This is a genomic window from Shewanella indica (assembly GCF_002836975.1).
Taxonomy (GTDB): domain Bacteria; phylum Pseudomonadota; class Gammaproteobacteria; order Enterobacterales; family Shewanellaceae; genus Shewanella; species Shewanella indica.
On record NZ_NIJK01000047.1, the window covers coordinates 203,074 to 227,661 of the forward strand.

Annotated in this window: 23 protein-coding genes and 1 tRNA gene; 13 read left to right on the forward strand and 11 right to left on the reverse strand. The window is 51.1% G+C overall.

What is annotated here, in order from left to right; all coding sequences use genetic code 11:
• Window positions 1-117 precede the first annotated feature (117 nt).
• Window positions 118-1,233, reverse strand: coding sequence for an alanine dehydrogenase (gene ald / locus CX650_RS16660; RefSeq protein ID WP_101096463.1), 1,116 nt, complete (start codon window positions 1,231-1,233; stop codon window positions 118-120).
• 180 nt (window positions 1,234-1,413) lie between these two features.
• Between ald and lrp the strand changes: the two genes are divergently transcribed.
• The 7 genes from lrp (at window position 1,414) to CX650_RS20580 (ending at window position 8,483) form a co-directional block, all read left to right on the forward strand.
• Entirely contained in the window at window positions 1,414-1,917 is a 504-nt protein-coding gene (lrp, locus tag CX650_RS16665; RefSeq protein WP_025009731.1) for a leucine-responsive transcriptional regulator Lrp, read from the forward strand.
• A 206-nt stretch (window positions 1,918-2,123) separates the two neighbouring features.
• Window positions 2,124-4,709: a DNA translocase FtsK gene (locus CX650_RS16670; protein WP_101096464.1), complete on the forward strand. Its 2,586-nt coding sequence runs from the start codon at window positions 2,124-2,126 to the stop codon at window positions 4,707-4,709.
• Window positions 4,710-4,726: 17 nt separating this feature from the next.
• Entirely contained in the window at window positions 4,727-5,341 is a 615-nt protein-coding gene (lolA, locus tag CX650_RS16675; RefSeq protein WP_101096465.1) for an outer membrane lipoprotein periplasmic chaperone LolA, read from the forward strand.
• A 2-nt stretch (window positions 5,342-5,343) separates the two neighbouring features.
• Window positions 5,344-6,675 (forward strand): replication-associated recombination protein A, encoded by a 1,332-nt coding sequence (locus CX650_RS16680; protein ID WP_039032972.1) that lies wholly within the window; start codon window positions 5,344-5,346, stop codon window positions 6,673-6,675.
• Window positions 6,668-7,042, forward strand: coding sequence for a fluoride efflux transporter CrcB (crcB, locus tag CX650_RS16685; RefSeq protein ID WP_071475559.1), 375 nt, complete (start codon window positions 6,668-6,670; stop codon window positions 7,040-7,042). Before CX650_RS16680 ends, crcB begins: the two co-directional genes overlap by 8 nt.
• 18 nt (window positions 7,043-7,060) lie before the next feature.
• Window positions 7,061-8,347 (forward strand): serine--tRNA ligase, encoded by a 1,287-nt coding sequence (serS, locus tag CX650_RS16690; RefSeq protein WP_101096466.1) that lies wholly within the window; start codon window positions 7,061-7,063, stop codon window positions 8,345-8,347.
• Window positions 8,348-8,360: 13 nt separating this feature from the next.
• Window positions 8,361-8,483 carry a hypothetical protein gene (locus CX650_RS20580; RefSeq protein ID WP_025009737.1) on the forward strand — a complete coding sequence of 41 codons (123 nt, stop codon included), beginning with the start codon at window positions 8,361-8,363 and terminating at the stop codon, window positions 8,481-8,483.
• A 62-nt stretch (window positions 8,484-8,545) separates the two neighbouring features.
• Here the strand turns inward: CX650_RS20580 and CX650_RS16695 are convergent, their stop codons facing one another.
• The 6 genes from CX650_RS16695 to punR all read right to left on the reverse strand — a co-directional run bounded on the left by CX650_RS16695 (window position 8,546) and on the right by punR (window position 11,671).
• Window positions 8,546-8,884 (reverse strand): TusE/DsrC/DsvC family sulfur relay protein, encoded by a 339-nt coding sequence (locus CX650_RS16695; protein ID WP_039032969.1) that lies wholly within the window; start codon window positions 8,882-8,884, stop codon window positions 8,546-8,548.
• Window positions 8,878-9,159, reverse strand: a complete 282-nt coding sequence (tusB, locus tag CX650_RS16700; protein ID WP_025009739.1) for a sulfurtransferase complex subunit TusB — start codon at window positions 9,157-9,159, stop codon at window positions 8,878-8,880. Before tusB ends, CX650_RS16695 begins: the two co-directional genes overlap by 7 nt.
• Window positions 9,159-9,515, reverse strand: coding sequence for a sulfurtransferase complex subunit TusC (gene tusC, locus CX650_RS16705; protein ID WP_039032968.1), 357 nt, complete (start codon window positions 9,513-9,515; stop codon window positions 9,159-9,161). Before tusC ends, tusB begins: the two co-directional genes overlap by 1 nt.
• On the reverse strand, window positions 9,515-9,904 hold the full coding sequence (gene tusD, locus CX650_RS16710) for a sulfurtransferase complex subunit TusD (RefSeq protein ID WP_039032967.1): 390 nt from the start codon (window positions 9,902-9,904) through the stop codon (window positions 9,515-9,517). The genes tusC and tusD overlap by 1 nt, the downstream gene beginning before the upstream one ends.
• 58 nt (window positions 9,905-9,962) lie before the next feature.
• Complete coding sequence (locus tag CX650_RS16715; RefSeq protein WP_039033033.1) at window positions 9,963-10,622, reverse strand: Bax inhibitor-1/YccA family protein; 660 nt, start codon at window positions 10,620-10,622, stop codon at window positions 9,963-9,965.
• Window positions 10,623-10,768: 146 nt separating this feature from the next.
• Window positions 10,769-11,671 (reverse strand): DNA-binding transcriptional activator PunR, encoded by a 903-nt coding sequence (punR, locus tag CX650_RS16720; protein ID WP_101096467.1) that lies wholly within the window; start codon window positions 11,669-11,671, stop codon window positions 10,769-10,771.
• Window positions 11,672-11,799: 128 nt separating this feature from the next.
• Here punR and punC point away from each other — a divergent pair, with 128 nt between their 5' ends.
• Window positions 11,800-13,041, forward strand: coding sequence for a purine nucleoside transporter PunC (punC, locus tag CX650_RS16725; protein WP_226684303.1), 1,242 nt, complete (start codon window positions 11,800-11,802; stop codon window positions 13,039-13,041).
• Between the two features lie 81 nt (window positions 13,042-13,122).
• Window positions 13,123-13,213: transfer RNA gene (locus CX650_RS16730), tRNA-Ser, on the forward strand.
• Window positions 13,214-14,281: 1,068 nt separating this feature from the next.
• Here CX650_RS16730 and bcp read toward each other — a convergent pair.
• Window positions 14,282-14,749 carry a thioredoxin-dependent thiol peroxidase gene (gene bcp, locus CX650_RS16735; RefSeq protein ID WP_101096468.1) on the reverse strand — a complete coding sequence of 156 codons (468 nt, stop codon included), beginning with the start codon at window positions 14,747-14,749 and terminating at the stop codon, window positions 14,282-14,284.
• Window positions 14,750-14,789: 40 nt separating this feature from the next.
• Window positions 14,790-15,338: a glycine cleavage system transcriptional repressor gene (locus tag CX650_RS16740; RefSeq protein WP_025009712.1), complete on the reverse strand. Its 549-nt coding sequence runs from the start codon at window positions 15,336-15,338 to the stop codon at window positions 14,790-14,792.
• Window positions 15,339-15,512: 174 nt separating this feature from the next.
• Here CX650_RS16740 and dapA point away from each other — a divergent pair, with 174 nt between their 5' ends.
• The 4 genes from dapA (at window position 15,513) to CX650_RS16760 (ending at window position 22,102) form a co-directional block, all read left to right on the forward strand.
• Entirely contained in the window at window positions 15,513-16,397 is an 885-nt protein-coding gene (gene dapA, locus CX650_RS16745; protein ID WP_039032963.1) for a 4-hydroxy-tetrahydrodipicolinate synthase, read from the forward strand.
• A gap of 4 nt (window positions 16,398-16,401) precedes the next feature.
• On the forward strand, window positions 16,402-17,502 hold the full coding sequence (bamC, locus tag CX650_RS16750) for an outer membrane protein assembly factor BamC (protein ID WP_039032962.1): 1,101 nt from the start codon (window positions 16,402-16,404) through the stop codon (window positions 17,500-17,502).
• A 425-nt stretch (window positions 17,503-17,927) separates the two neighbouring features.
• Window positions 17,928-19,013, forward strand: a complete 1,086-nt coding sequence (locus tag CX650_RS16755; RefSeq protein WP_039032961.1) for an efflux RND transporter periplasmic adaptor subunit — start codon at window positions 17,928-17,930, stop codon at window positions 19,011-19,013.
• Window positions 19,010-22,102, forward strand: coding sequence for an efflux RND transporter permease subunit (locus CX650_RS16760; protein ID WP_101096469.1), 3,093 nt, complete (start codon window positions 19,010-19,012; stop codon window positions 22,100-22,102). The genes CX650_RS16755 and CX650_RS16760 overlap by 4 nt, the downstream gene beginning before the upstream one ends.
• 55 nt (window positions 22,103-22,157) lie before the next feature.
• Here CX650_RS16760 and CX650_RS16765 read toward each other — a convergent pair whose 3' ends face one another.
• Both CX650_RS16765 and CX650_RS16770 read right to left on the reverse strand, forming a co-directional pair.
• On the reverse strand, window positions 22,158-23,228 hold the full coding sequence (locus CX650_RS16765; protein ID WP_157823066.1) for a hypothetical protein: 1,071 nt from the start codon (window positions 23,226-23,228) through the stop codon (window positions 22,158-22,160).
• 136 nt (window positions 23,229-23,364) lie between these two features.
• The gene (locus tag CX650_RS16770; protein ID WP_101096471.1) at window positions 23,365-24,438 is read right to left on the reverse strand and encodes a DUF3080 family protein; all 1,074 of its coding nucleotides are present in this window, start codon (window positions 24,436-24,438) and stop codon (window positions 23,365-23,367) included.
• Window positions 24,439-24,588: the final 150 nt, after the last annotated feature.

The following is a 24,588-nucleotide window of genomic DNA, read 5'->3' on the forward strand; positions in this document are numbered from 1 at the left end:
AGCAGCGATTGTAGGTAATTTCCCCCAAAGGGTAAAGCGCTTGCAATAGAATCTTCAAGATTGGCTTAATCGAAAAAAAGGAGCCAAAGGGCTCCTTTAATGCTGTAACTAATTTATTTACTGTAACAGTTCGTTGGCAGCGGTATAAGGCATATTATGGGCTACAGCGACTTCTTTACAGGTGATCTTACCGTGCATCACGTTAAGACCATTTTGCAAGTGCTTATCAGACAAGAGCGCGTCGCGGTAACCCAGACGGGCCAGCTTGAGAATGTAGGGCAGGGTTGCGTTGTTCAGGGCAAAGGTGGAAGTACGCGCCACAGCGCCCGGCATATTGGCCACACAGTAATGCACTACATCATCGACGATATAGGTAGGATCCTGGTGAGTTGTGGCATGAGAGGTTTCCACACAGCCACCCTGATCTATGGCGACATCCACTATCGCGGCACCTGGCTTCATCTTCTTGATATGTTCTCGGGTAACCAGCTTGGGTGCGGCCGCCCCGGGGATCAGCACGCCGCCGATGACCAGATCTGCTTGCAGCACATGCTTCTCAATGGCATCGGCCGTAGAATAGATAGCCTTAACTTTGGAGCCAAACTGTACGTTCAAACGACGCAATGCATCAATAGAACGATCAAGCACCACTACATCGGCGCCCATACCGACTGCCATTTGTGCGGCATTGGTTCCAACCATACCGCCACCTATGATCACAACTTTGGCTGGCTCAACTCCGGGAACACCACCGAGCAACATGCCTAGACCACCCATGGATTTTTCCAGCGCCATTGCTCCGGCCTGGATGGACATACGTCCGGCTACTTCTGACATGGGAGCCAGCAAAGGCAAGCCACCACGATCATCGGTAACTGTTTCATAGGCGATACAAATAGCGCCGCTGCTAATCAGTTCTTCTGTCTGGGGCAGATCAGGGGCAAGGTGCAGATAGGTAAAGAGGATCTGATCATGGCGCAACATGGCACGTTCTACGGCCTGTGGCTCTTTGACTTTGACAATCATCTCAGCCTTGGCAAAAACCTCGGCGGCCGTGTCCAAAATGGACGCTCCGGCATTGATATAGTCTTGATCGGTAAAACCGATCCCATTACCAGCATTCGTTTCGATAAAAACCTGATGGCCATGCATAGTGAGCTCGCGTACGCTGGACGGCACCATACCCACGCGATATTCATGGTTTTTGATTTCCTTTGGAACACCAATTATCATTTTCGAGCCTCAATATACTAAAAAACCCACTTTTAATGGGCATAATTGTTATTTTATAGTGACCTGAACGTGATCAATTCAGGAAAGTCTAGTATAGTATTGCCCGGGCAGATTATGCTGCTAAACTTGTGACATACGCAAAATTAAATGTTGTTTTAGTGATAAAACAAGGTTAAAAATATGGTAAATAATAAAAAGAGTCCTGTAAAAGACTTGGATCGTATCGATCGTAATATTCTTAATGAACTGCAAATTGACGGTCGCATTTCCAACGTTGAGCTTTCCAAACGTGTTGGTTTGAGTCCAACACCCTGTCTTGAGCGCGTTAAGCGTCTTGAAAAACAAGGCTACATTAACGGTTATACCGCACTGGTCAACCCGCACTTTTTAGGTGCATCTTTACTGGTGTTTGTTGAGATCACCCTTAACAGAGATACTCCCGAAGTCTTTGATAAATTTAACCGTGCAGTACAGCTTTTGGATGATATTCAGGAATGTCATCTGGTATCCGGCGATTTCGATTATCTGCTCAAGACCCGGGTGTCGGATATGTCTGCTTACCGTAAATTATTGGGCGAAACCCTATTGAAATTGCCTTCCGTATCCGATACCCGTACCTATGTGGTAATGGAAGAAGTGAAGCAAACCAGTAAAGTAGCCATCAGTATTTCAGCCGAAGCTTGATCCCGATATCGTCCTCGAAAAAGGAGTCAATTTGGCTCCTTTTTCACCACTGCTGTTTGCTTTTTAATCCGGAATAGAAAGTCTAATACACAAAGTCTCCTTATCCACTTGCTTTTAGTGGCTTTCGTAGGCTTATTCGCTGCACATTCAGGTTGATTCTGGTATCTTAAATCCATCCGTTTTTCGTTTGCTTATGGAAATCGCATTTGTCTCAGGGAAATAGTGTCAGAACCCTCAGTGGCCTGCAACGCCTGCTGGAAGGGGGGCTTATTCTGTGCTGCATGATCGCCATCTATATACTGTTGGCGCTGGGCAGCTTTCATCCGGGCGATCCCGGTTGGAGTCAGTCTAACTATCAAGGGGAGATCGAGAATGTCACCGGTGCCGTAGGTGCCTGGCTGGCCGATGTCCTGTTCTATTTCTTTGGCTACACCGCCTACTTAATCCCTATCATCATTGCCGGAACCGGTTGGCTGATCTTCAGGCGCGCTCACAAACTGTTGGAAGTGGATTATTTCTCGGTCGGCTTGCGCTTGATAGGCTTTCTGTTGATGGTGCTGAGCCTTGCTGCCTTGGCTAGTATGAATGCCGGTGATATCTATGAGTTTTCTGCCGGTGGCGTGGCCGGCGACGTGATAGCCCAAGCCATGCTGCCTTACTTCAACCAGTTGGGTACCACACTGCTGCTACTTTGCTTTGTCGGCGCGGGTTTCACTCTGCTGACAGGAATAAGCTGGCTTACCATAGTCGAGCTCACAGGCTTGGCAACTATCTGGTGTTTTCTCAAGCTCAAACAGTTGCCGGCACGTCTGTCTGGTCCGAAAGAAACCGAAGATACCCGCGGCTTTATGTCGGTAGTGGACAAGTTCCGCCGTGAACGCGATGAAGTTGAGCCGGAAGAAGTGCTCGAAGACGATGAAGATGAGGTCATAGAGCCGCCCGCCAAGAAGCCTGGACTGCTGAGTCGTTTCCGTAAAAAGGATCAGCAAACTCTGGAGCGGGAAGACGCGGAAATGGCCGATGAGAACACTGATACTGAGCACAAACGTCAGGGCAGGGTAGAACCTGTGCTTTTTTCCGGGGTTGCCGGAAGTGCGACCGATAATGCTGCTGACACGCCGCCTTGGCAGAAGAGTAATACCGAAGGTAGTGACACAATAGACTTCGACAAGCGTGCTTCTACTGGGGCTATCAGTCATAAAGAGCGGCAATTGCAGGCCCAGAAAGCCAGGGTTGAAAACGGCATTATTATTTTGCCCGGTGAAGAGGGCACTTCCAAAGAGCGTAAGCAACCTATGGATCCCTTGCCGAGCATCTCGCTGTTGGATGTGCCCAATCGCAAGAAGAACCCCATCAGTGAAGAAGAACTGGATCAGGTTGCACGCTTGGTGGAAAGCAAACTCGCTGACTTCAATATTACCGCGCAAGTGGTCGGAGTCTATCCAGGCCCTGTGATTACCCGCTTTGAGCTGGACTTGGCCCCCGGGGTCAAGGCTTCAAAAATTTCTAACTTATCCAAGGACTTGGCGCGCTCTCTGCTGGCTGAAAGTGTGCGGGTGGTCGAGGTTATTCCGGGTAAGGCCTATGTGGGGCTGGAACTGCCCAACAAGTTCCGCGAAACCGTATTTATGCGTGATGTGCTTGATTGCCAGGCATTCAAGGACAGTAAATCCAATCTCACCATGGTGCTTGGACAGGACATTGCCGGCGATCCGGTCGTGGTGGACTTGGCCAAGATGCCGCACCTTTTGGTGGCTGGTACCACAGGTTCAGGTAAGTCGGTCGGGGTCAACGTGATGATCACCAGTCTGTTGTACAAATCCGGCCCGGAAGATGTGCGTTTTATCATGATAGATCCCAAGATGCTGGAGCTTTCTGTCTATGAAGGTATTCCGCATCTCTTATGTGAAGTGGTTACGGATATGAAAGAGGCCGCCAATGCCCTGCGCTGGTGTGTTGGTGAGATGGAGCGGCGCTACAAACTGATGTCGGCGCTCGGGGTACGTAACCTCAAGGGCTTCAACGCCAAAATCGCCGAGGCCAAGGCCGCTGGTACGCCAATATGCGATCCGTTGTGGAAGTCCAACGAAAGCATGGAAGATACGGCGCCTGAACTCGACAAGTTGCCCTCTATCGTGGTTATCGTGGACGAATTTGCCGACATGATGATGATAGTCGGTAAGAAGGTGGAAGAGCTGATTGCCCGTATCGCCCAGAAAGCCCGCGCTGCCGGTATACACCTGATTCTGGCGACCCAGCGCCCGTCTGTGGATGTGATAACAGGCCTTATCAAGGCCAACATTCCCACCCGCATCGCTTTCCAGGTTTCTTCCCGCATCGACTCGCGCACCATTTTGGATCAGCAAGGCGCCGAAACCCTGCTCGGGATGGGCGATATGCTTTATCTGCCCCCGGGTACCGGCGTGCCCAACCGGGTTCACGGTGCCTTTGTGGACGATCACGAGGTGCATGCGGTCGTTGCCGATTGGCATGCCCGCGGTAAGCCTCAATATATTGAAGAAATTCTTCAGGGAGCCAGTGACGGCGAACAGGTGTTGCTGCCCGGAGAAGCACCGGAAGGCGGTGAGGAGGAGCTGGATGCACTCTACGACGAAGCCGTGGCCTTTGTTACCGAAACCCGCCGGGGCTCTATCTCCAGTGTGCAGCGTAAGTTCAAGATAGGTTATAACCGCGCCGCTCGCATCATAGAGCAGATGGAACTTCAAGGGGTGGTCAGTGCCCAGGGCCATAATGGCAACCGCGAAGTATTGGCGCCACCGCCGCCAAGATAAGACAGATTGAGGTACAGATGAAAAAAAGCGTTATGTTTCTTGCTCTGGCAATGAGCTTACCGGCCGTGGCCGATGATGCCGGACAACTCAAAGCTAAGTTAGATGCCATTGCCGGTCTGAAAGCCGATTTCCAGCAGCAGGTTACAGATATCAATGGCAAACTTATTCAGCAAGGCACTGGCGAGCTCGCCTTGGCGCAGCCCAATCAGTTTTACTGGCATCTACAGCAGCCGGATGAATCTGTGATAGTGGCAGATGGCAAAGATGTTTGGATCTATAACCCGTTCGCCGAGGAAGTGAGCGTGCTGGCGCTGGAAAATGCCATTGCCGCTTCGCCCATGACGCTTTTGGTGCGCCGCGACGAGGCCAGTTGGGCCCGCTATAACATCACTTTGGACAAAGAGTGTTTCCAGATAGCACCCAAGACTGAAGAGGCCGGAGTGCAGCAGGTCAGCGTCTGTTTCAAGGATAATACTTTGACCCAACTGGCCCTGAAAGACACTCAGGGTAATCTCAGTCAGTTCAACCTGAGCGGGCAGCAGCCGTTGACAGATAGCGACAAGACACTGTTCCAATTTGAGGTTCCCGAAGGCGTTTCCATTGACGATCAGCGCCCAGGGCGGGAAGGTTAACCTTGTCCAGCCTGAGCTTTGATTTCGCCCCCGACTTTCGCCCTCTGGCTGCAAGAATGCGCCCGGCGACGCTGGAGCAATACGTCGGTCAACAACATCTGCTGGGACCAGGGCAACCGCTGAGACTGGCACTGGAAGCAGGCAAGGCCCATTCCATGATGTTCTGGGGGCCGCCGGGTACCGGAAAGACCACACTGGCAGAGCTGGTCGCTCATTATGCCAACGCTCACGTGGAACGAATATCTGCGGTCACATCCGGGGTGAAAGAGATCCGCTCGGCGATAGAACATGCCAAAAATGTGGCGCAATCGCGCGGCCAGCGCACCTTGCTGTTTGTCGATGAGGTGCACAGATTCAACAAGAGCCAGCAGGATGCTTTTCTGCCTTTTATTGAAGATGGCACTGTGATTTTTATCGGCGCCACCACAGAAAACCCTTCGTTTGAAATCAATAACGCTTTGCTTTCCAGGGTGCGGGTTTATCTGATTAAGCGTCTCGATGAAGACGAGATTGCTACCATAGTGACCCAGGCGCTCGCTGATGAAGAGCGTGGCCTTGGCAAACGCAGGTTGCAGATGCCGCAGGAGCTGATGGCCAAGTTGGCGACTCTCGCCGATGGTGATGCCCGCAAGGTTCTCAACCTGGTGGAGCTGATGAGTGACATGCTGCCGGATGGCGGTAGTTTTACCGAGGCCATGCTGGTGCAGGTAGCCGGTGAACAGTTGGCGGGGTTTGATAAGAATGGCGATCAATATTACGACCTGATCTCTGCCGTGCACAAATCGATTCGCGGCTCGGCGCCGGATGCGGCGCTCTATTGGTTTTGTCGTATGCTGGAAGGGGGCTGCGATCCCCTGTATGTCGCAAGACGCCTGCTGGCGATAGCCTCTGAAGATGTGGGGAATGCCGATCCTACTGCAATGACAGTCGCTCTCAACGCCTGGGACTGTTTCCACCGGGTCGGCCCGGCAGAGGGCGAGCGTGCCATCGCGCAGGCGATTGTTTATCTGGCCTCGGCGCCCAAGAGTAATGCGGTGTATACAGCCTTTAAGGCGGCCAGACAACTGGCCCGGGAAACCGGCCAGCAGCCTGTTCCCATGCATTTGAGAAACGCGCCGACCGAACTGATGAAATCCATTGGTGCCGGTGAAGGCTATCGTTATGCTCATGATGAGGCCAATGCTTACGCCGCCGGTGAATGTTATTTCCCCGAAGCCTTGGCCGAGAGTCGTTTTTATTATCCGACTGAGCGGGGATTCGAGAAACGGATCCGCGATAAGTTGGCGCAGCTTTGCCAGCTCGACCGCCAAAGTGAGAACAAAAGGTATGATTAATCTGACCGTTGTCGCCCTTGGCGGTGCAACCGGCGCAGTTTTGCGCTACCTGATATCGATATTTGTGCTCCAGCTATTTGGCAGTGGTTTTCCTTTTGGTACACTGGTTGTTAATGTACTTGGCTCATTTCTGATGGGGATGATCTATGCACTGGGAGAACTCAGTCATATCAGCCCTGAGATCAAGGCGCTGGTCGGTGTCGGATTTCTTGGAGCACTGACAACCTTCTCGACTTTCTCAAATGAAACCTTACTGCTGATACAGGGAGGTGAGTTGCTAAAGGCATTTCTGAATGTGGCGTTGAACCTGGGACTGTGCCTGGCCATGGTTTATTTGGGACAACTGCTGATTTTTTCACGCGTATAACTGATAAGACAAGTAGACATGTTAGATCCAAAATATCTGCGTAATGAACTCGCAACAACTGCGGAGCGCCTGGCGACCCGCGGTTTTATCCTCGATGTAGACAGGCTGACCAAGCTGGAAGAAAAGCGTAAGTCGCTGCAGGTGGAAACCGAAGAGCTGCAGGCCAGTCGCAATGCCATCTCCAAGTCCATAGGTCAAGCCAAGTCCCGCGGTGAGGACGTTGCTCCAATCATGGCGCAGGTAGGCGATCTCGGCAGCCAGTTGGACAGTAAAAAGCAGGAGCTGAGTGCGCTGCTTGAAGAGCTGGATGCTATTGCCATGAGCATTCCCAATTTGCCGGATGAATCTGTACCTGTGGGTTCAGACGAGAACGACAACGTGGAAATCCGCCGCTGGGGCACACCAAGGGAGTTCGACTTCCCGGTACGGGATCATGTGGATCTCGGTGAACAGCTCAAAGGATTGGATTTCAAGAGTGCCGTTAAGGTAACGGGTTCGCGCTTTATCTTTATGCAGGGCCAAATTGCCCGTATGCACCGCGCTCTGGCGCAGTTCATGCTGGATTTGCATACTCAGGAGCACGGCTACACCGAATGCTATGTGCCTTTACTGGTCAACGAAGCCAGCCTTAAGGGCACAGGCCAACTGCCCAAATTTGGTGAAGATCTGTTTCACACCAAACCGGCCACAGAGGAAGGCCAGGGGCTTAGCCTAATCCCAACCGCCGAAGTGCCGCTGACTAACCTGGCCCGCGACACCATACTGGATGAGGCCGAGTTGCCTATCAAGTTGACTGCTCACACGCCATGCTTCCGTAGTGAAGCCGGCTCTTACGGTAAAGATACTCGCGGCCTTATCCGCCAACACCAGTTCGACAAGGTCGAAATGGTGCAATTGGTGAAGCCGGAAGATTCTGAAGCCGCATTGGAACAGTTGGTCGGTCACGCTGAAAATGTTTTGAAGAAGCTGGGTCTGCCGTACAGAACTATCGTCCTGTGTACCGGTGATATGGGCTTTGGTGCCGCCAAGACCTACGACGTTGAAGTCTGGGTTCCGGCTCAAAATACCTACCGTGAGATCTCTTCCTGCTCTAACGTGCGTGACTTCCAGGCGCGGCGAATGCAGGCCCGTTATCGCTCCAAAGACGACAACAAGCCAAAGCTTATCCACACTCTGAACGGTTCTGGTCTGGCAGTTGGTCGCACGCTGGTAGCCATTTTGGAAAACTACCAGAATGCCGATGGCAGTGTCACAGTACCTGAAGCACTGCGCAGCTATATGGGTGGCATTGAAAAAATAGGTTGATGGGTGAGGTCATATGGATAAAGGTCAGCGCTACCTGCGCTGGCTTGCCTACGTGGCCGTCATCGCAGTTTTTTCTGCCCTGTTTTTAGCCACGCTCGGCAAGGCAGCCATGCTGGTATATGAGAATTTAAAATAGTTATTCTGCATAGTAAAAAGCCCCGAAGTTCGGGGCTTTTTTGTGTGCGAAATCGAGTTGCTCTAAATACACTTGGCCGGTTTGGGCAACCCGGCAATCTTGGTTGCCTGCTTGGCCGGCCCCATAGGGAACAGGGTGTAGAGGTACTTGGAGTTGCCTTTCTCCGGCCCCAGCGCCTGGCCGATTGCCTTGACCAAAACCCGGATAGCCGGGCTGGTCTTGTATTCAAGATAAAAGTGACGCACAAAGTTAACCACTTCCCAATGGGCAGCGGTCAGCTCTATATCTTCACCTGCGGCGATAACGGGCGCCAGCTCGGGCGTCCAATCGGAAACCTGCTTCAAGTACCCTTGAGGATCGGTCGCTATCTGCTTGTCATTGAATTGAATGAAATCTACCACGAAATAACCTTTGTATGAGCCAATGTCAGCGCTACCAGCGCCGGATAATCCAACTGTTCATAATTACCAAGAAAGTCTTCTAGCCCGCGGGCCTTAACATCATCAGCCACCAGCACCACTTTAAATGGTGATAGCGCCATGGCCCATTGACGTTTCAGCAGGGCGCTTACTGCATCGCCGGCCAGCAGAAACACATCTGTCTTACCGGCATATCTCAGTGCGCAGGACAGCGCAGTATCGCGCGCCGCCGATGTTTGTATTTGGTGTAATATCATCAGAAAACCATGACCTCATCGGCATCAAGCAGAGTCTGTCGGATCTGCTCGTTATCACAAATGGTGGCAGGAATAACCAGTTCGGTGCGGCCAAGTCCCAATTCCTGCAGCGATTGCTTGCAGACCAGCACAGTGTCTATGTCATAGAGCGGCAGCGCACCTAAGGTGGCGATATAATCCTTGCAGCCGATAAGCTCAGGTTGCTGCTGCTTCAGCAGCGTAAGCACGCCTTCATCGGTAAATATCAGGCTCACCTCTTGCTCGAAACTGGCGCTCAGCAGCGCCAGATCCAGGCCTTCGCGCCCGGAAGCCGAACCATGCGGAGCCCGGCGAAAAATAATGGCTATTTTCTTCATTAAAAACTCACCAGACGATCACTCTTTTCAAGCCCGGTGACCAACTCGCCAAGCCCTCCCATGGTAAAGCCAGCGGCCAGATTGGCACTCGCTTTGGCGTTGTCCTTGGCATCCTGTGCTGAAAGCACACCGCGGCGCAGGGCGGCAGAGACGCAGTTCACCAGATTAAGCTGCCACTCCTTTGCCAACTGTTGCCATGCGGCAGTTAAGTCCAATTCGTCCGATGCCGGCGCGCATAGGGCATTGGACTGACTTACGCCGTCCTGATAAAAGAATACGCAGTGAACCTCATGGCCCGCTTGCAGCGCAGCCCGAGTATATTTGAGTGCATGGAAGCCGGCCGCCGGGCCGTAGACACTGCCATTCACCATAATAATAAGTTTGCTCATACCAAAAAAAATGACCCTGAATTAGGGCCATTTTAACCTATTTTCCATCCCGTGGGGATCAGTCATCGCCACCAACACCCATAAGGTGCAGCAGGCTGATAAACAGGTTAAGGAAATCCAGATACAAGGCGATGGTGGCGCGGATATAGTTGGTCTCACCACCATTAACGATACGGCTGGTATCAAACAGGATAAAACCTGTCATCAGCAGGGCGATACCCGCATTGACCGCCATAAATACTGCGCCGTTACCGACAAATATATTGATCACTGCTGCGGCAATGACGACCACCAGACCAGCAATCAAGAAGCCGCGCATAAAGGAAAAATCTTTCTTGGTGGTCACGGCATAGGCCGACAGGGCGACGAAGATGGCTGATGTCAGACCAAAGGCCTGAATAATCAGCTCAGGACCGTTACTCATGCCGGCGTAATGGTTGAGGATATAACCCAGAGACGCACCTTCCATACCGGTAAAGGCAAATACCCAAAAGATCCCGGCAGCGGAATCGGCTTTTCTCAGAGTAACGAACAGCAACACCAAGCCACCGATGGAAAGTCCCAGTGACATCATGGGGCCGATTCCCATCGCCATGGCGATGGCGGCACATACGGCTGAAAACCCTATGGTCATTGCCAGCAGCATGTAGGTGTTTCTGAGCATTTTGTTCACTTCCATAGTGGAAGTTTGGCTCGAATAAAGGGTTTGCTGAGTCATTTGCTTCTCCGAAGGTTGACTGACATAGCCAGGGTTAATGGCCCGGCTAGTTTCCATGTTAGAGCAGCTTAAACCTTATATGGTTCCGCTGCAGGTTTCCTGTTATAGATTGTGCCATTAAACACTGAATCTTTTATGAATTAAAGTCAGGCGAGCCACTCTCTGTGCAGTTTTTCGGTATCGCCCAGATAATCCAGTACCCATTTGAGCGCCGGTGACATCTTATTGGCATTCCAAGCCAGACAGCAGGAACTGGCCGGTAGCGGCGTTGCTAACTGTTTTTCCACCAAGGCTCCGGCGCGAATAAAGGGGCTGGCAAGGTGTACCGGCATATAGCCTATCCCCAAGCCTTCACGGAAACAGTTGATGGCCCGGATCCAATCCGGCACCACCAAGCGGCGCTGATTGTCCAGCAACCAGGTGTGGCGCTTGGGGATCTCTCTGGAAGTATCGTCCAGGCAAATAGAGGGGAAGGGCCTGAGCTCTTCATCCTCCAGTGGCCGGTCGATGTCTGCCAATGGGTGAGACTTGCTCACCAAAAATGCCCACTCGATGTCGCCCATGTCTCTGTGATGATAGGCGCCGCCGACCGGAATGGCGGTGGTCGCACCTATGGCAACATCGCTGCGCCCGGTAGACAAGGCTTCCCAAACACCGTTGAACACCTCAATGCGAATGATCAGCTCCACATCGGTGAAGTGGCGATAGAAGTCGGCAATCAGCACACTGATCCTGTCTGCCCTGACTATGTTATCCAAAGCGATGGACAGCGTCGGTTGCCAACCATTGGCCACCCGCTGGGTTTCCCGTTTCAGATCGTCCAGTTGCTTGAGCATGATCCTGGCTTCCTTGACGAAGTGAGTTCCGGCGGGCGTCAAACTGACGCTGCGGTGATGGCGTTCAAACAGCACAACCCCCAGCTCTTCCTCAATCTGCTTAATGGCATAACTCACGGCGGAGGGCACCTTGTGCAGCTTGTTGGCTGCGGCGGTGAAACTGCCAAGGTGAGAAACAATATCGATAAGTTGTAACGACTGTTCAGAAAGCATGGCGATTCCTTGCTGTGAGAATATTTGAAGGCATAAGTCAAAAATAAACGTTTCACCTCGATAGAGCAAGGCTTTAGACTGCATCGGCATTCATATTACTTTTATCTTAAGTTGTAACCAGGTTGTATATGACTCTTAAATATTTCATGTTTTTATGCTATCTCGCGCTTCTGAGCATGTTGGCTTTCATCGCGACCGACATGTATCTCCCAGCATTCAAAGCAATTGAAAGCTCTCTTGATGCCAGCGCTTCTCAAGTAGCCATGTCCTTGACCTCTTTCCTGGCCGGATTGGCCTTGGGGCAACTGCTCTACGGCCCTCTGGTGCAGCGTTTCGGTAAACGCAACTCACTGCTCGGTGGTTTAGCGCTGTTTGCACTGGCGACAGTCTGTATAGGTTTCAGTGACAATATTATCATGCTCAACTGTGCCCGTTTCTTCCAGGCGATTGGCGTCTGCAGTGCTGCCGTCATTTGGCAGGCTTTGGTGGTAGAGCAGTATGATGCCAAAGACTCACAGCGCATTTTCTCCAACATCATGCCCTTGGTGGCCTTGTCACCGGCATTGGCGCCCATTCTCGGCGCCAAGGTGCTTGGGCATCTGGGCTGGGAAGCGATATTTTTCATTTTGGCAGCGACGGCAACGGCATTGATGGCATTGACCATGGTGTTGGTTAAGCCGGCAAGCGAAGGCTCGGCCAAAGCTGAAGAAAAAGTGGCTTACAAGACCTTTTTTAACAACACAGGTTATTTGGGCAATGTACTCATCTATGGTGCATGTTCCGGGGCTTTCTTCGCCTACCTGACACTCTGGCCGATAGTGATGGAACAGCACGGTTATGAAGCAGATGCCATAGGTTTAAGCTTTATTCCGCAAACCATCATGTTTATCGTCGGTGGCTATGCCAGCAAGTTGCTTATCCGCAGGGTAGGCAGTGAGATGACGCTTAAACTGTTGCTGGCGCTGTTTGGTTTGTGTGTGTTGGCGATAGCCTTGGCGACTTTGGTATTCAAGGCGCAAACCATCTATCCATTGCTAATTGCGTTTTCTGTACTGGCCGCGGCCAATGGTGCCATTTATCCGATAGTGGTTAACAGTGCGCTGCAACATTTCAGCCAGTGCGCCTCCAAAGCGGCCGGTCTGCAAAACTTTTTACAGATCACCTTGGCATTCGGAGCATCAAGCCTGGTTGCTGTGTGGGCCACGGCCGGGGAAACTGCTATTGCCTGGGGGATCCTGGGGTGCAGTGTGCTGGTATTTGCTGGCTATAAACTGCGTCAGTTTGCCGACTGGTCGCAGGTGAGGGCAGGTTTTACCAAGCCGGATCCGGCGCGTTTGGCAATGCATGCAGAAGAAACACCTAAGGACTGAGTGCAGATTGAGCAAATAGATAAGACCATGACATTTTCTACTTTACAGTCTCAGACGCTCACTATAGTATTTGCAGCGTTCGGAGGGGTGGCAGAGTGGTTGAATGCACCGGTCTTGAAAACCGGCATGGGTTTATAGCCCATCCAGGGTTCAAATCCCTGCTCCTCCGCCATATTCAGAGATGCCCGCCTGTGCGAACAGGCGGGCTTTTTCGTATCTTATTTTGATGATTGCTATTAGCCAGGTATAGGCGGTTAGCGGATTGCCGGGTTTATAGCACCGTCATGCAGGGTTCAAATCCCTGCTCCTCCGCCATATTCAGAGAAGCCCGCTTGTGCAAACAGGCGGGCTTTTTAGTATCTGAGTTTTGATGATAGCTATTAGCCAGGTATAGGCGGTTAGCGGATTGCCGGGTTTATAGCACCGTCATGCAGGGTTCAAATCCCTGCTCCTTTGCCATATTCAGAGAAGCCCGCTTGTGCAAACAGGCGGGCTTTTTCGTATCTTATTTTGATGATTGCTATTAGCCAGGTATAGGCGGTTAGCGGATTGCCGGGTTTATAGCACCGTCATGCAGGGTTCAAATCCCTGCTCCTTTGCCATATTCAGAGAAGCCCGCTTGTGCAAACAGGCGGGCTTTTTCGTATCTTATTTTGATGATTGCTATTAGCCAGGTATAGGCGGTTAGCGGATTGCCGGGTTTATAGCGCCGTTATGCAGGGTTCAAATCCCTGCTCCTTTGCCATATTCAGAGAAGCCCGCTTGTGCAAACAGGCGGGCTTTTTCGTATTTGAGTTTTGATGATAGCTATTAGCCAGGTATAGGCGGTTAGAGGATGGTGGGTTTATAGCGCCGTCATGCAGGGCTCAAATCCCTGCTCCTTTGCCATATTCAGTGAAGCCGGCTTGTGCAAACAGGCGGGCTTTTTAGTATCTGAGTTTTGATGATAGCTATTAGCCAGGTATAGGCGGTTAGCGGATTGCCGGGTTTATAGCGCCGTCATGCAGGGTTCAAATCCCTGCTCCTTTGCCATATTCAGTGAAGCCGGCTTGTGCAAACAGGCGGGCTTTTTCATTTTTTGATTAAGCAATAATGACGCCGATGGATTAATGCCGTTCACATTAAGTGAACGGCATTACGCATTGCGGACTTTTTTAGTATTTCAGGCTCGGAGCTACAGAACTTAGGTTAGCTATGTAGCAAGTGCCGGCAATAGAAGCCGGCAAACTAGCCACGGGATTTATCCCTTGAGATAGTTCAGCACCACTTGATGGTGATCTTTGGTCTTGAACTTGTCGAATCTGTGGCTGATGGTGCCGTCCTGGTCAATCAGAAAACTCAGGCGGTGCAGACCATCATAAACTTTGCCCATAAATTTTTTCTCGCCCCAGACGCCGAAGGCATCGGCTACTGCGTGATCTTCATCGCTGAGCAGAGTGAAGTTGAGCTCATGCTTATCGATAAACTTGCCCAGTCTCGCCACGGGATCAGTGCTTATTCCAAGCACGGTTACATTGAATTCGTCCAGTTCCGTCTTGCTGTCTCTGAGACCACAGGCTTGCACTGTGCAGCCCGGCGTCATCGCCTTGGGGTAGAAGTACACCAGTACCCGGCCTTTTTTCAGGCAATCTTGCAGTGAAACATTTTCATCGTTTTGGTTTTTAAGGGTGAAGAGTGGCGCTTTATCGCCTGCATTTAAGGTGTTCATGCGTTCAATCCTTTTGATCTTTATTTGGTATAAGTGGGATTCAATCGGCCTTGGGAACCGCAATTCCTTGCATACGTTTGATGTTGCAGGTCAGGGACATCTCTTCGGCCAAGGCTTGAATGCTGGTTTCCAGCTTATCCAATTCGACTTTTTCCGGGATATTGATGGCCAGGAAAACGTGCTGAGTCTGGCTGCCGTCCGGCAACTCTTCCGAATATGAGCGTACCGCACCGAGATCCAAAGATCTGTCTGCCAAAAACTGCGAGATGCGCTTCATGGTGCCACGCTGATCCTGACCATTGAAAGTCACTTCAATACGCGAGATATAATTTTGCGGCGTGTGCTTGGAGGTGCGCTTCATCACTGTCATCAGCTCAAGCTCGACACTGAGACTGGGAAGGCTGGTTTCTATCTTGGTAATGGATGCCCAGGAGCCGGACAACATCATAATTAGAGTAAACTCGTTGCCGAACAGCGCCATGCGGCTGTCGACTATGTCACAGTCGCAATCACTGGCTAATCTTGCCAGTTTGCTGACCAGGCCGGGACGGTCGGCGCCCATAGCGGTAACGACCAGGTAGTTGGTCATGAATTTTCCTCATATTTCCGGTATCATAGAGCGAAAACTCAGCCACTGTGAGCTGAGTTTTTTGTGCAGTCAACCATGCTACCACAACTTATTCGATTTGTTAGCCCTGACAGTGCTTGTCATTGGCTGGCTGCACCAGTACCATAGCGAATCCTGAAATCTTGGGGACATAAGATGATAAACGGAAGCATCGTAGCCTTAATTACGCCCATGCAAGGCGATGGCTCAGTGGATTTTGCAAGTCTCGAGCGTTTGGTGGAATTTCATATCAAACAGGGGACTGATGCCATAGTTGCAGTTGGTACCACAGGCGAATCAGCCACTCTGCCCATTCACGAACACCTTGAAGTGGTGTCGCAAACTCTTTCTTTTGCCGCAGGTCGTATTCCCGTTATCGGGGGTAATGGTGCCAACGCCACCGCCGAAGCCATAGAACTGACCCGGGAATTATCGAAACTCGACGTGGCCGCCATGTTGGGGGTTACTCCTTACTATAACAAGCCAACACCTAAAGGCTTGGTTGCCCATTATAAAGCGGTTGCAGCCAGCACGGATGTTCCCCAAATTCTGTATAACGTTCCCGGCCGCACTTCGGTTGATATGAAGCCGGAAACCGTTGCCCAGCTTTGTGATGTGCCCAACATCATTGGGGTGAAAGAAGCCACAGGCGACCTCTCCCGGGTGAAGCAACTGCGTGAGCTTTGCGGTGACGATTTTCTGCTGTTCAGTGGCGACGATGCCACGGCGCGTGAATTTTTGGCTCTTGGTGGCAATGGGGTGATCTCGGTTGCCAATAATATCGTCCCTAAGGCATTCAAGGCTATGTGTGATGCGGCGCTGCAAGGAAGATCCGTAGAGGCAAAAGCCATTGATGAATCCCTGAGCGGCTTGTACAGCGCACTCTTTTGTGAGGCAAACCCAATACCGGTTAAATGGGCGGTTCACCGTATGGGACTCATCAGCGAAGGCACAATTCGTTTGCCTCTGACTGAACTTTCCGAAGAGTTTCATGGTCTGTTGCTTAACGCAATGCAAAAAGCCGGGATAGAGGTTGAATAATTTAATGCTAAAGCAAGTTACCCCCTTAGTGATGGTTGTCGCTGTTACAGCCTGCAGTACGCCGATTGATCGTCGCCAGGCCAATGGCGACTTCGAATACGTAGATGCCGGCACTTCAGCACCTTTGGTGATCCCGGAAGGTTTGGACACTCCAAGATTCAGTAAAGAGTTTGAGATCCCGCAAGCGGGCGCCAAAAGCAATCCCGAGTTTGTCGGTGAAAAACTCGATATTCGTCCGCCTTTGCAAGTACTGCCTATGGCGGAAGGCACCCATGTGGAAGAGGGCAGTGACAACATTAAAGTGGTGGTTGAGTCCATTGACAACAGTGTTGATCTCAAACAGGAGATTTACAGTACAGTTAAGGGTTATCTGCAAAAGCAAAGCTATGGCGTAGTCTCTGAAGATTATGATAAAGGCTCTATCGAGACCGACTGGATTGAGACAGAGCAGGTGCTCGATTCTTCCTGGTTTGGCAGCGATAAAGTCTACCAACTGCGGCAGCGTTTTCGTTTTGATGTTGAAGTTCGCCCTCATGGCCGTACCGGTAATTTGCTGATCACACTTATCGACCACGAAGAGCATTATGACGGCTCAGAGCTGCCGGTATTGCTCAGCGGTGAAGACAAGCGCCGTTACACCATAGACATGCTCAACAGTGCTGTGGCCTATATGAGCCTCAAGCGTGAACAGATGATCAAGGCCAACCGCATCAAGCAGAGTCTGGGCATTGATATGTCACTGTCTCAGGGTGGTGACAGTGAGAGCTACTGGGTGGCCGATGCGCCCTTCAAGCGCACCTGGGATCGTCTACGGATAGTACTGCCTGAGCTTGGCTTGGAAGTCGTGGACATGGACTCAAGCAAAGGCTTGTTCTACGTTAATCTGAATGACAACTCCGGCTTCTGGAGTTCCTTGTGGGGCGATAACAAGTTGGCGCTCAAAGAGGGCAGTTATCGTTTGTTGCTGAAAGAAGATGCTGCCAACAAAGAACAGACTGAAATTCGTCTGCACGATGTGGCCGATCAGCCACTCGCCAATGAAACCATTGAAGCCGTTTATCAGAATCTGGCGGAGTTAATGCGCGAAGATCGCAAGGTGCGTTAAGCGCTTCTGGTTTATTGCTGCCGGTTTGATTGGAAAGGCGCCGAATTCGGCGCCTTTTTTATTGCTTGCCAGGCAATAGGGACTTTTAGCCACCAGAGCCCTTCGGCAGTATCAACTAACTCTTCTCTATAACCACTTAATTTGTAATGTTTTTGTATAATCTTTATGCTGTGCATTCAGTTATACAGAACGAATGATGAAATAAGTCAGTCACTGCTTATATGGCCTTATGCAGAACACTCTTTGTTTTCTGTGGAATTAGGCGGCCGGTATCTCTGGCTGGTAGTGGTTAATGCAGATGTTTTGACTGTGTGTCTATCTATGTCAAATAAATGTAATTTGTAAGTAAAAGTAAAACGTATTGAAGCCGATAAGTCGCAGGGTAAACTGTTTTACCCATAAAACTCTGTACCTTCGGACAATCAATGAAAAAAACAATACTCCTAGTGGTACTACTGGCGGCCGCTGCCATTGGTTATCAACAATGGCATCAGCAGCAAGCCCCGGCGGAGAAAAAGGCCCGCCCGGTACCCAATGTTGTGGTGTATAAGGCCGCCATTCAGGCCGTACGGGATGAAGTGGAAGCACTTGGTACCTCCAAGGCTTATGAATCAGTAACCATCACCCCTAAAGTCAGTGATGTGGTGACCTTGATTCGTTTCGATGATGGTCAGATAGTCAAGCAAGGACAGCTACTTGCTAAACTGCAGGACGCCGAGCAGCAGGCCAGGGTGGAATTGGCCAGGATCAAGGTGCGGGAGAATACCCGTGAGTTTGACCGCATCAGCTCGCTTGTCACCAGCAAGACAGTGGCTGAAACCGAACGCGACCGACTGCAAACCCTGATAGAAAGTGCCAGGGCCGAAGTCGAACAGGCCCAGGCGGCACTGCGGGACAGGCAGATCACCGCCCCCTTCAACGGTCGCCTGGGATTACGCCAAGTCTCGGTCGGTAGCCTGGTGACCCCGGGCGTGGTGATCACCACCCTGGATGATATCTCGGTTATCAAGTTGGACTTTTCGGTTCCCGAGCGGTTTATTCAGGACTTGTTGCCGGGCAAAATCGTGGAAGCCCGTGCGGTAGCCTATCCGGATAAGCTGTTTCGCGGCAAGGTTGTTTCTATCGACAGCCGGGTTAACCCTACCACAAGGGCAGTCGTGGTGCGCGCCGAAATCCCCAACCCGGATGGTCAACTGCTGCCGGGTATGTTGATGAAAGTGAAGCTTATCAAGCAAAACCGTGAGGCATTACTGCTGCCAGAGTCGGCTATTATTCCTATTCAAAACCGCCACTACCTCTATCTGGCCAACAGCGAAGGTGTGGTAGAACAGCGACAGGTCACCATAGGGCTGCGCAGCCGTGGCTGGGTGGAAATTCTCGAAGGCGTCGAGCTGGGTGAGCAGGTGATCATTCGCGGGATCCTCAAGGTCCGTCCCGGTGACAAGGTCAAGGTGGAGTTCAAGGAACATTTCAGCTTCCTGACGGCTGAAGAGGCGAAGACCACAGCATGATACTGACAGACATTTCCGTTAAACGACCGGTTTTGGCTTCGGTCATCAGTCTTTTGTTGATCGCTTTCGGTCTGGTGTCCTTCGGTAAGTTGCCACTGCGCGAATATCCGGATATTGACCCACCGATAGTCTCGATAGATACCAGTTATCGCGGCGCCAGTGCCTCCGTGGTGGAAAGCCGGATCACTCAACTGATTGAAGACAGGATCAGTGGCGTTGAAGGCATACGCCATATCAATTCATCCAGTACAGACGGCCGCTCTTCCGTGGTGCTGGAATTTGATATCGACCGGGATATTGAAGCCGCGGCCAACGATGTCCGCGACCGTATTTCAGGTTTGCTCGATAACCTGCCGGAAGAGGCCGATCCGCCGGAAGTACAAAAGGCCAATGGCGGTGATGAAGTGATCATGTGGCTTAATCTGGTGTCGGATCAGATGACCACTTTGCAACTCACCGATTATGCCCGTCGTTACCTCACCGACAGATTCTCCGTCATCGACGGGGTAGCCAATATGCGTGTCGGTGGCGGCAAGGTCTACGCCATGCGGGTCTGGATTGACCGCCAGGCGCTGGCAGCCCGTAACCTGACGGTGGCCGATATCGAAGCGGCGCTACGATCGGAAAACGTCGAACTGCCGGCCGGCTCCATCGAATCCAAAGAGCGCCACTTTACCGTGCGGCTTGAGCGTAGCTTTCGCACCGCCGAAGACTTTGCCAACCTGGCGCTGACCCAAGGGGGCGACGGTTACCTGGTTAAGCTCGGAGATGTAGCTCAGGTCGAAATCGGCTCGGAGGAAGAGCGGATCATGTTCCGCGGTAATGGCGAGGCCATGATAGGCCTTGGGGTCTCCAAACAGTCTACCGCCAATACTTTGGAAGTGGCGCGGGCAGTGAATAAACTGGTGGATGAGATCAACCCGACTCTGCCCCAGGGGATGGAGATCAAACGCTCCTACGACAGCTCGGTATTTATTGAAGCCTCTATCGACGAGGTTTATCAGACGCTGTTTATCGCCATTATTCTGGTGATCATCGTCATCTACCTGTTCCTTGGCAGTGTGCGCGCCATGTTGATCCCGGCGCTAACTGTGCCCGTATCCCTACTAGCCACTTTTATCGTGCTTTACGCCTTGGGATACACAATTAACCTCTTGACCCTGCTGGCGATGATCCTGGCTATCGGTATGGTGGTGGATGATGCCATCGTGATGCTGGAAAACATTCACCGCCGCATCGAAGAGGGCGACAGTCCACTGAAAGCCGCTTTCCTCGGCGCCCGAGAGGTGGCCTTTGCGGTTATTGCTACTACGGCGGTATTGGTGGCGGTATTTATGCCGATCACCTTCCTTGATGGCGATCTCGGCAAGTTGTTTAAAGAGTTTGCCGTCACCATGAGTGCTGCCGTGTTGTTTTCCTCGATAGTGGCCCTGACACTCAGCCCCATGATGTGTTCCAAGCTGCTTAAACCCGCGAGCCAGGATACCTGGCTGATGCGCAAGGTCGATAAGGGAATGAACGCTCTGGCAGGCTTTTACAGCCGCAGTCTTACCGGCGCCATGAAGCATCCCTTGTTGGCTTCCCTTTTGGTGGTGGTGGCTCTCGGGGCCAGTGCCTACATGGTTAAACAGATCCCGCAGGAGTTTGCTCCTCAGGAAGACAGAGGCTCAATGTTCCTGATGGTCAATGGCCCGGAGGGCGCCAGCTATGAATATATTGAAGCCTATATGAACGAGGTGGAACAGCGTTTGATGCCTTTGGTCGACAGCGGCGAAGTCAAACGTTTGTTGATCCGTGCGCCTCGCGGTTGGGGCGGCTCGGCCAACTTCTCCAACGGTATGGCGATCATAGTACTCAATGATTGGGGCCAGCGCCGTCCCGCCAAGGAGATCATCAATGATATCCGCGCAAGGCTTGCCGATCTCGCCGGTGTCAGGGCATTTCCCGTGATGCGCCAGGCCTTTGGCCGCGGTGTCGGTAAACCTGTACAGTTTGTCATTGGCGGCCCCAGTTATGAGGAGCTCGCGAGATGGCGCGACATTATGCTGGAAAAAGCGGCGGAAAATCCCAATCTGGTCGGTTTGGATCATGACTACAAGGAAACCAAGCCTCAGCTCAGAGTGGTCATCGATAAAGACAGGGCGGCGGATCTCGGGGTCTCCATTGCTCATATAGGGCGTACACTGGAATCCATGTTGGGTTCACGCCTGGTAACCACCTTTATGCGCGACGGTGAAGAGTATGATGTGATCATTGAAGGCAACCGCGAAAGCCAGAACACCGCCTCGGATATGCAGAATATCTATGTGCGCTCAGATCGCAGTAAGCAGCTGATCCCGCTCTCGAATCTGGTGAGCATAGAGGAGTTTGCCGACGCCAGTCAGCTCAATCGCTACAACCGGATGCGGGCGATAACCCTGGAGGCCAGTCTGGCGGAAGGTTATAGCCTGGGTGAGGCGCTCGATTATCTCAATGATTTGGCCCACACCTATCTACCGGCAGAAGCCTTGATAAGCTACAAAGGCCAGTCGCTCGACTATCAGGAGTCCGGCAGCTCCATGTACTTCGTGTTTCTGTTGGCGCTGGGAATTGTGTTCCTGGTATTGGCGGCGCAGTTTGAAAGCTATATCCACCCTATGGTGATCATGCTGACTGTACCGCTGGCAACCGTGGGCGCCTTGGTGGGCCTGCTGCTGACCGGCCAAAGTCTGAATATTTACAGCCAGATAGGCATCATCATGTTGGTAGGGCTGGCGGCCAAAAACGGCATTCTTATCGTCGAGTTTGCCAACCAGCTCAGGGATAAAGGACTTGAGTTCGACGCCGCTATTTTGCAGGCAGCCAACCAAAGGCTCAGACCGATACTGATGACAGGTATAACCACGGCCGCCGGCGCCGTGCCTCTGGTGCTTGCCCAAGGTGCCGGCGCCGAGACCCGTTTTGTTATTGGTGTGGTGGTGCTCTCCGGCATCTTGCTGGCTACAGTGTTTACCCTGTTGGTGATCCCTGTGGCTTACTCACTATTTGCCCGCCGGTCCAGCTCACCGGAAGCTGTGGCTCAACAGTTGGAAAAGGAACTGGCAGAATGACGCTATAGAGCCCAAGTGCCGACTTGGGCTCTGCAGCGCTTGAAGAATAAAAGCCTCAAGGTCTTGTTTTTGTTATTGGAAAGGCCGGTGAAATACAGGGGATTACTTCAAAACGATAACCATAGAGTGTTTGGTGATCCTGCTGGATTTGCAGTAACTCATAATCATTAAGCTCAACAGCATGGGCAGACTCAGCCAACTGACAGCGGCTACGGCCATCTGCCTCCATACCGAAAGCGAAATCCGCTACCAGTTGTCTCACTTTTTGGCGATAGGCCGCGGTAAACCTTGAATAAACTGCTGCTTCCTCCTCGGCTTTAACCGACTCAGGACGATCAGCGTTATCCTCATTAGTGGCGTTTCCCTCGTGAGTTTCATCCTTCAAATTCAAATGGTCAGTGTTATCAGCATCAGCTTTCGATTGGTTAGTATTACTCAATTGCTTATTGTCCGGTTTGAATTGCCCATTGAAGGAGAAACTCACGCCATCATCATCAAGTCGAACACGGCTCTCAACAAAATGTTCCATATCTATCAATAGCATAAGATGATGAAGGATTAAAAAAGACAATGTGAGTCTGACAAATGCTGTACTGACGGGATAAGCGTATTTCGGCTGCCACTTGAAACCAATGAGCCCTACCAATTTAAGCAATAATAGGCCTGCCAGATAGAAAGGTAACAGCATTTGTAATAATAACAAGGCGATACTACTGGTGATAACCATCCAAACCGGGAGTTCAAGTAACAGGGCAAAGTTATGCGTATAGTTAAAATGTGCCGCAGAAACCCCTGTGACTTCATTAACTATGGCACCACTGCTGGCCAGGGAAAAGTTGGCAATGGTGGCATAAAATAGCAGTATCATGGCTTTGCCGGCTAATGAATGCCACAGCTTGTTAAATAATGGCCAAAACTCAATAATCAATGCACTTACCGTCAGCAAAGTTGGTAATGCCGGATGGTCTTCATAAAACGGTAAGCTGAAAAGGGCCAGCAGATAGAGCTTTTGAGCTATGGTTAATTTGGCAAGTCGCTGGCTTATCTCTGAGTGAAGTCGACGGGTAAAAGCTAAAAACTGATCTATTAGTGGACTGAACCACCGACTAACCTGAAGTATTCTCATTAAAACTCACTGATTGAATAGCATAGGATATTGTTGCAATGCTACCAAAATACAACCATTGAGCAACATAACTCTTTGAGGGCACGTCAAGTAATTAAATTATAAAAGATTATTATTCAATTGTTTATGTTATTAATTAACCTGCCGGAGTACTGTTGCAGGAGTCTCGTAATTTTTGCCACCAATGTACATGACGTTTGAGTTCATCATTGAGACGTGCATTTAGGAGGTCTTTCGGACCACCTGTGGTTTCGGCAAAGAAATATTCAATGCGTTCAGCATGAGGTGTTCCTTGATAGAGACTTTGCAACATGTTGCCCAAGCGTCGCTGTATGTGACGACTGTGACTCAGTTGCTGCTGTATCGGTCCGGTGAAGTTTCGTACTAGTATTCGCTGCAATATCTCCTGACGTTGTTTGCTATGGCCGGGACGGCATAAAAGAAGAGCTAGCTGTGGTTCCAACCAATCGTTAAGCTGCATTAACCAAAGAAGGCTGATCGACAGGCTTCGCATGTTACGGGCGATAATCCGGCTGCGCGCCAATTCAGTCAGTGCAGAGTCAAGGTTTGTGACATCCAATGCGTGCCAGGAAATACGGCCAGATTGTGCCAGCTCTATATCGGTTTTGAGTTTCACCAAGTTGGCTAGCGCCAATTCGGTTTCGGTTAGTCCGGCAAGGGGGGATCTACGTGAAAGTGAATCATGGCTGATGAACAGGAGTTTATCCAAAGCTCTGTCTTTTAATAACATCCAGTAGAACCAATCCATCAGCTCTCTTTGTTTCTGTAACTTGGCTTCCGTCAACAATCGTCTGCTTTGATCATCAAGGCTGAGGCTTTGCAAACAAGCCGGTGCAGCCTGAATAAAGGCCAGTTGATACTTAAACTGTTCGCTGGGCTCGGCTACTTTACCAAGAATTGAGTTGTGGTCTGCTATGAGCTCACCCAGACGACAATGCATCAACCCCAGGCTGTTCAGCAATGGCAATGACATTCTTGTGGAGGGAGCTTGTATCTCGCCGACGCTATTCAAGAGGCGATTATCCTTGGGAAGATAATCAGGGGCGATAAAGCTTTGTTCAGTGACTCGGCTAAGACGCTCCGCGTAGTCATGCCATAGCGCTTGTGTGTTATCTTGACAAGCGGTCAGGCCCAGCGCAATCCCAATTAGAAGACTGCAACATTTGGAAAATCTGACAGGAACCAACATGGTAATCACCTTGAGAAAGGGAGCGGCTTATCGACCTTAAGCTGTTCATATACCTTAGGCTCTCCATATAACGGTGACTAGCAATGATTTTGAGTCATCAGGAGACAAGTGGCCATAAACAGGGGTAAAAGCTATCCGGGGGGATTAGTC

What these genes read in the sequence shown, in the direction of transcription:
- crcB (WP_071475559.1), top strand. Translation starts at nt 6,668, where the DNA reads ATGATTAATCTGACCGTTGTCGCCCTTGGCGGTGCAACCGGCGCAGTT.
- tusB (WP_025009739.1), bottom strand. Translation starts at nt 9,159, where the DNA reads ATGATATTACACCAAATACAAACATCGGCGGCGCGCGATACTGCGCTG.
- CX650_RS16760 (WP_101096469.1), top strand. Translation starts at nt 19,010, where the DNA reads ATGATACTGACAGACATTTCCGTTAAACGACCGGTTTTGGCTTCGGTC.
- punC (WP_226684303.1), top strand. Translation starts at nt 11,800, where the DNA reads ATGACTCTTAAATATTTCATGTTTTTATGCTATCTCGCGCTTCTGAGC.
- CX650_RS16755 (WP_039032961.1), top strand. Translation starts at nt 17,928, where the DNA reads ATGAAAAAAACAATACTCCTAGTGGTACTACTGGCGGCCGCTGCCATT.
- tusD (WP_039032967.1), bottom strand. Translation starts at nt 9,904, where the DNA reads ATGAGCAAACTTATTATTATGGTGAATGGCAGTGTCTACGGCCCGGCG.
- CX650_RS16765 (WP_157823066.1), bottom strand. Translation starts at nt 23,228, where the DNA reads ATGAGAATACTTCAGGTTAGTCGGTGGTTCAGTCCACTAATAGATCAG.
- CX650_RS16770 (WP_101096471.1), bottom strand. Translation starts at nt 24,438, where the DNA reads ATGTTGGTTCCTGTCAGATTTTCCAAATGTTGCAGTCTTCTAATTGGG.
- serS (WP_101096466.1), top strand. Translation starts at nt 7,061, where the DNA reads ATGTTAGATCCAAAATATCTGCGTAATGAACTCGCAACAACTGCGGAG.
- punR (WP_101096467.1), bottom strand. Translation starts at nt 11,671, where the DNA reads ATGCTTTCTGAACAGTCGTTACAACTTATCGATATTGTTTCTCACCTT.
- bcp (WP_101096468.1), bottom strand. Translation starts at nt 14,749, where the DNA reads ATGAACACCTTAAATGCAGGCGATAAAGCGCCACTCTTCACCCTTAAA.
- bamC (WP_039032962.1), top strand. Translation starts at nt 16,402, where the DNA reads ATGCTAAAGCAAGTTACCCCCTTAGTGATGGTTGTCGCTGTTACAGCC.
- ald (WP_101096463.1), bottom strand. Translation starts at nt 1,233, where the DNA reads ATGATAATTGGTGTTCCAAAGGAAATCAAAAACCATGAATATCGCGTG.
- CX650_RS16715 (WP_039033033.1), bottom strand. Translation starts at nt 10,622, where the DNA reads ATGACTCAGCAAACCCTTTATTCGAGCCAAACTTCCACTATGGAAGTG.
- tusC (WP_039032968.1), bottom strand. Translation starts at nt 9,515, where the DNA reads ATGAAGAAAATAGCCATTATTTTTCGCCGGGCTCCGCATGGTTCGGCT.
- lrp (WP_025009731.1), top strand. Translation starts at nt 1,414, where the DNA reads ATGGTAAATAATAAAAAGAGTCCTGTAAAAGACTTGGATCGTATCGAT.
- lolA (WP_101096465.1), top strand. Translation starts at nt 4,727, where the DNA reads ATGAAAAAAAGCGTTATGTTTCTTGCTCTGGCAATGAGCTTACCGGCC.
- CX650_RS16740 (WP_025009712.1), bottom strand. Translation starts at nt 15,338, where the DNA reads ATGACCAACTACCTGGTCGTTACCGCTATGGGCGCCGACCGTCCCGGC.
- CX650_RS20580 (WP_025009737.1), top strand. Translation starts at nt 8,361, where the DNA reads ATGGATAAAGGTCAGCGCTACCTGCGCTGGCTTGCCTACGTGGCCGTC.
- dapA (WP_039032963.1), top strand. Translation starts at nt 15,513, where the DNA reads ATGATAAACGGAAGCATCGTAGCCTTAATTACGCCCATGCAAGGCGAT.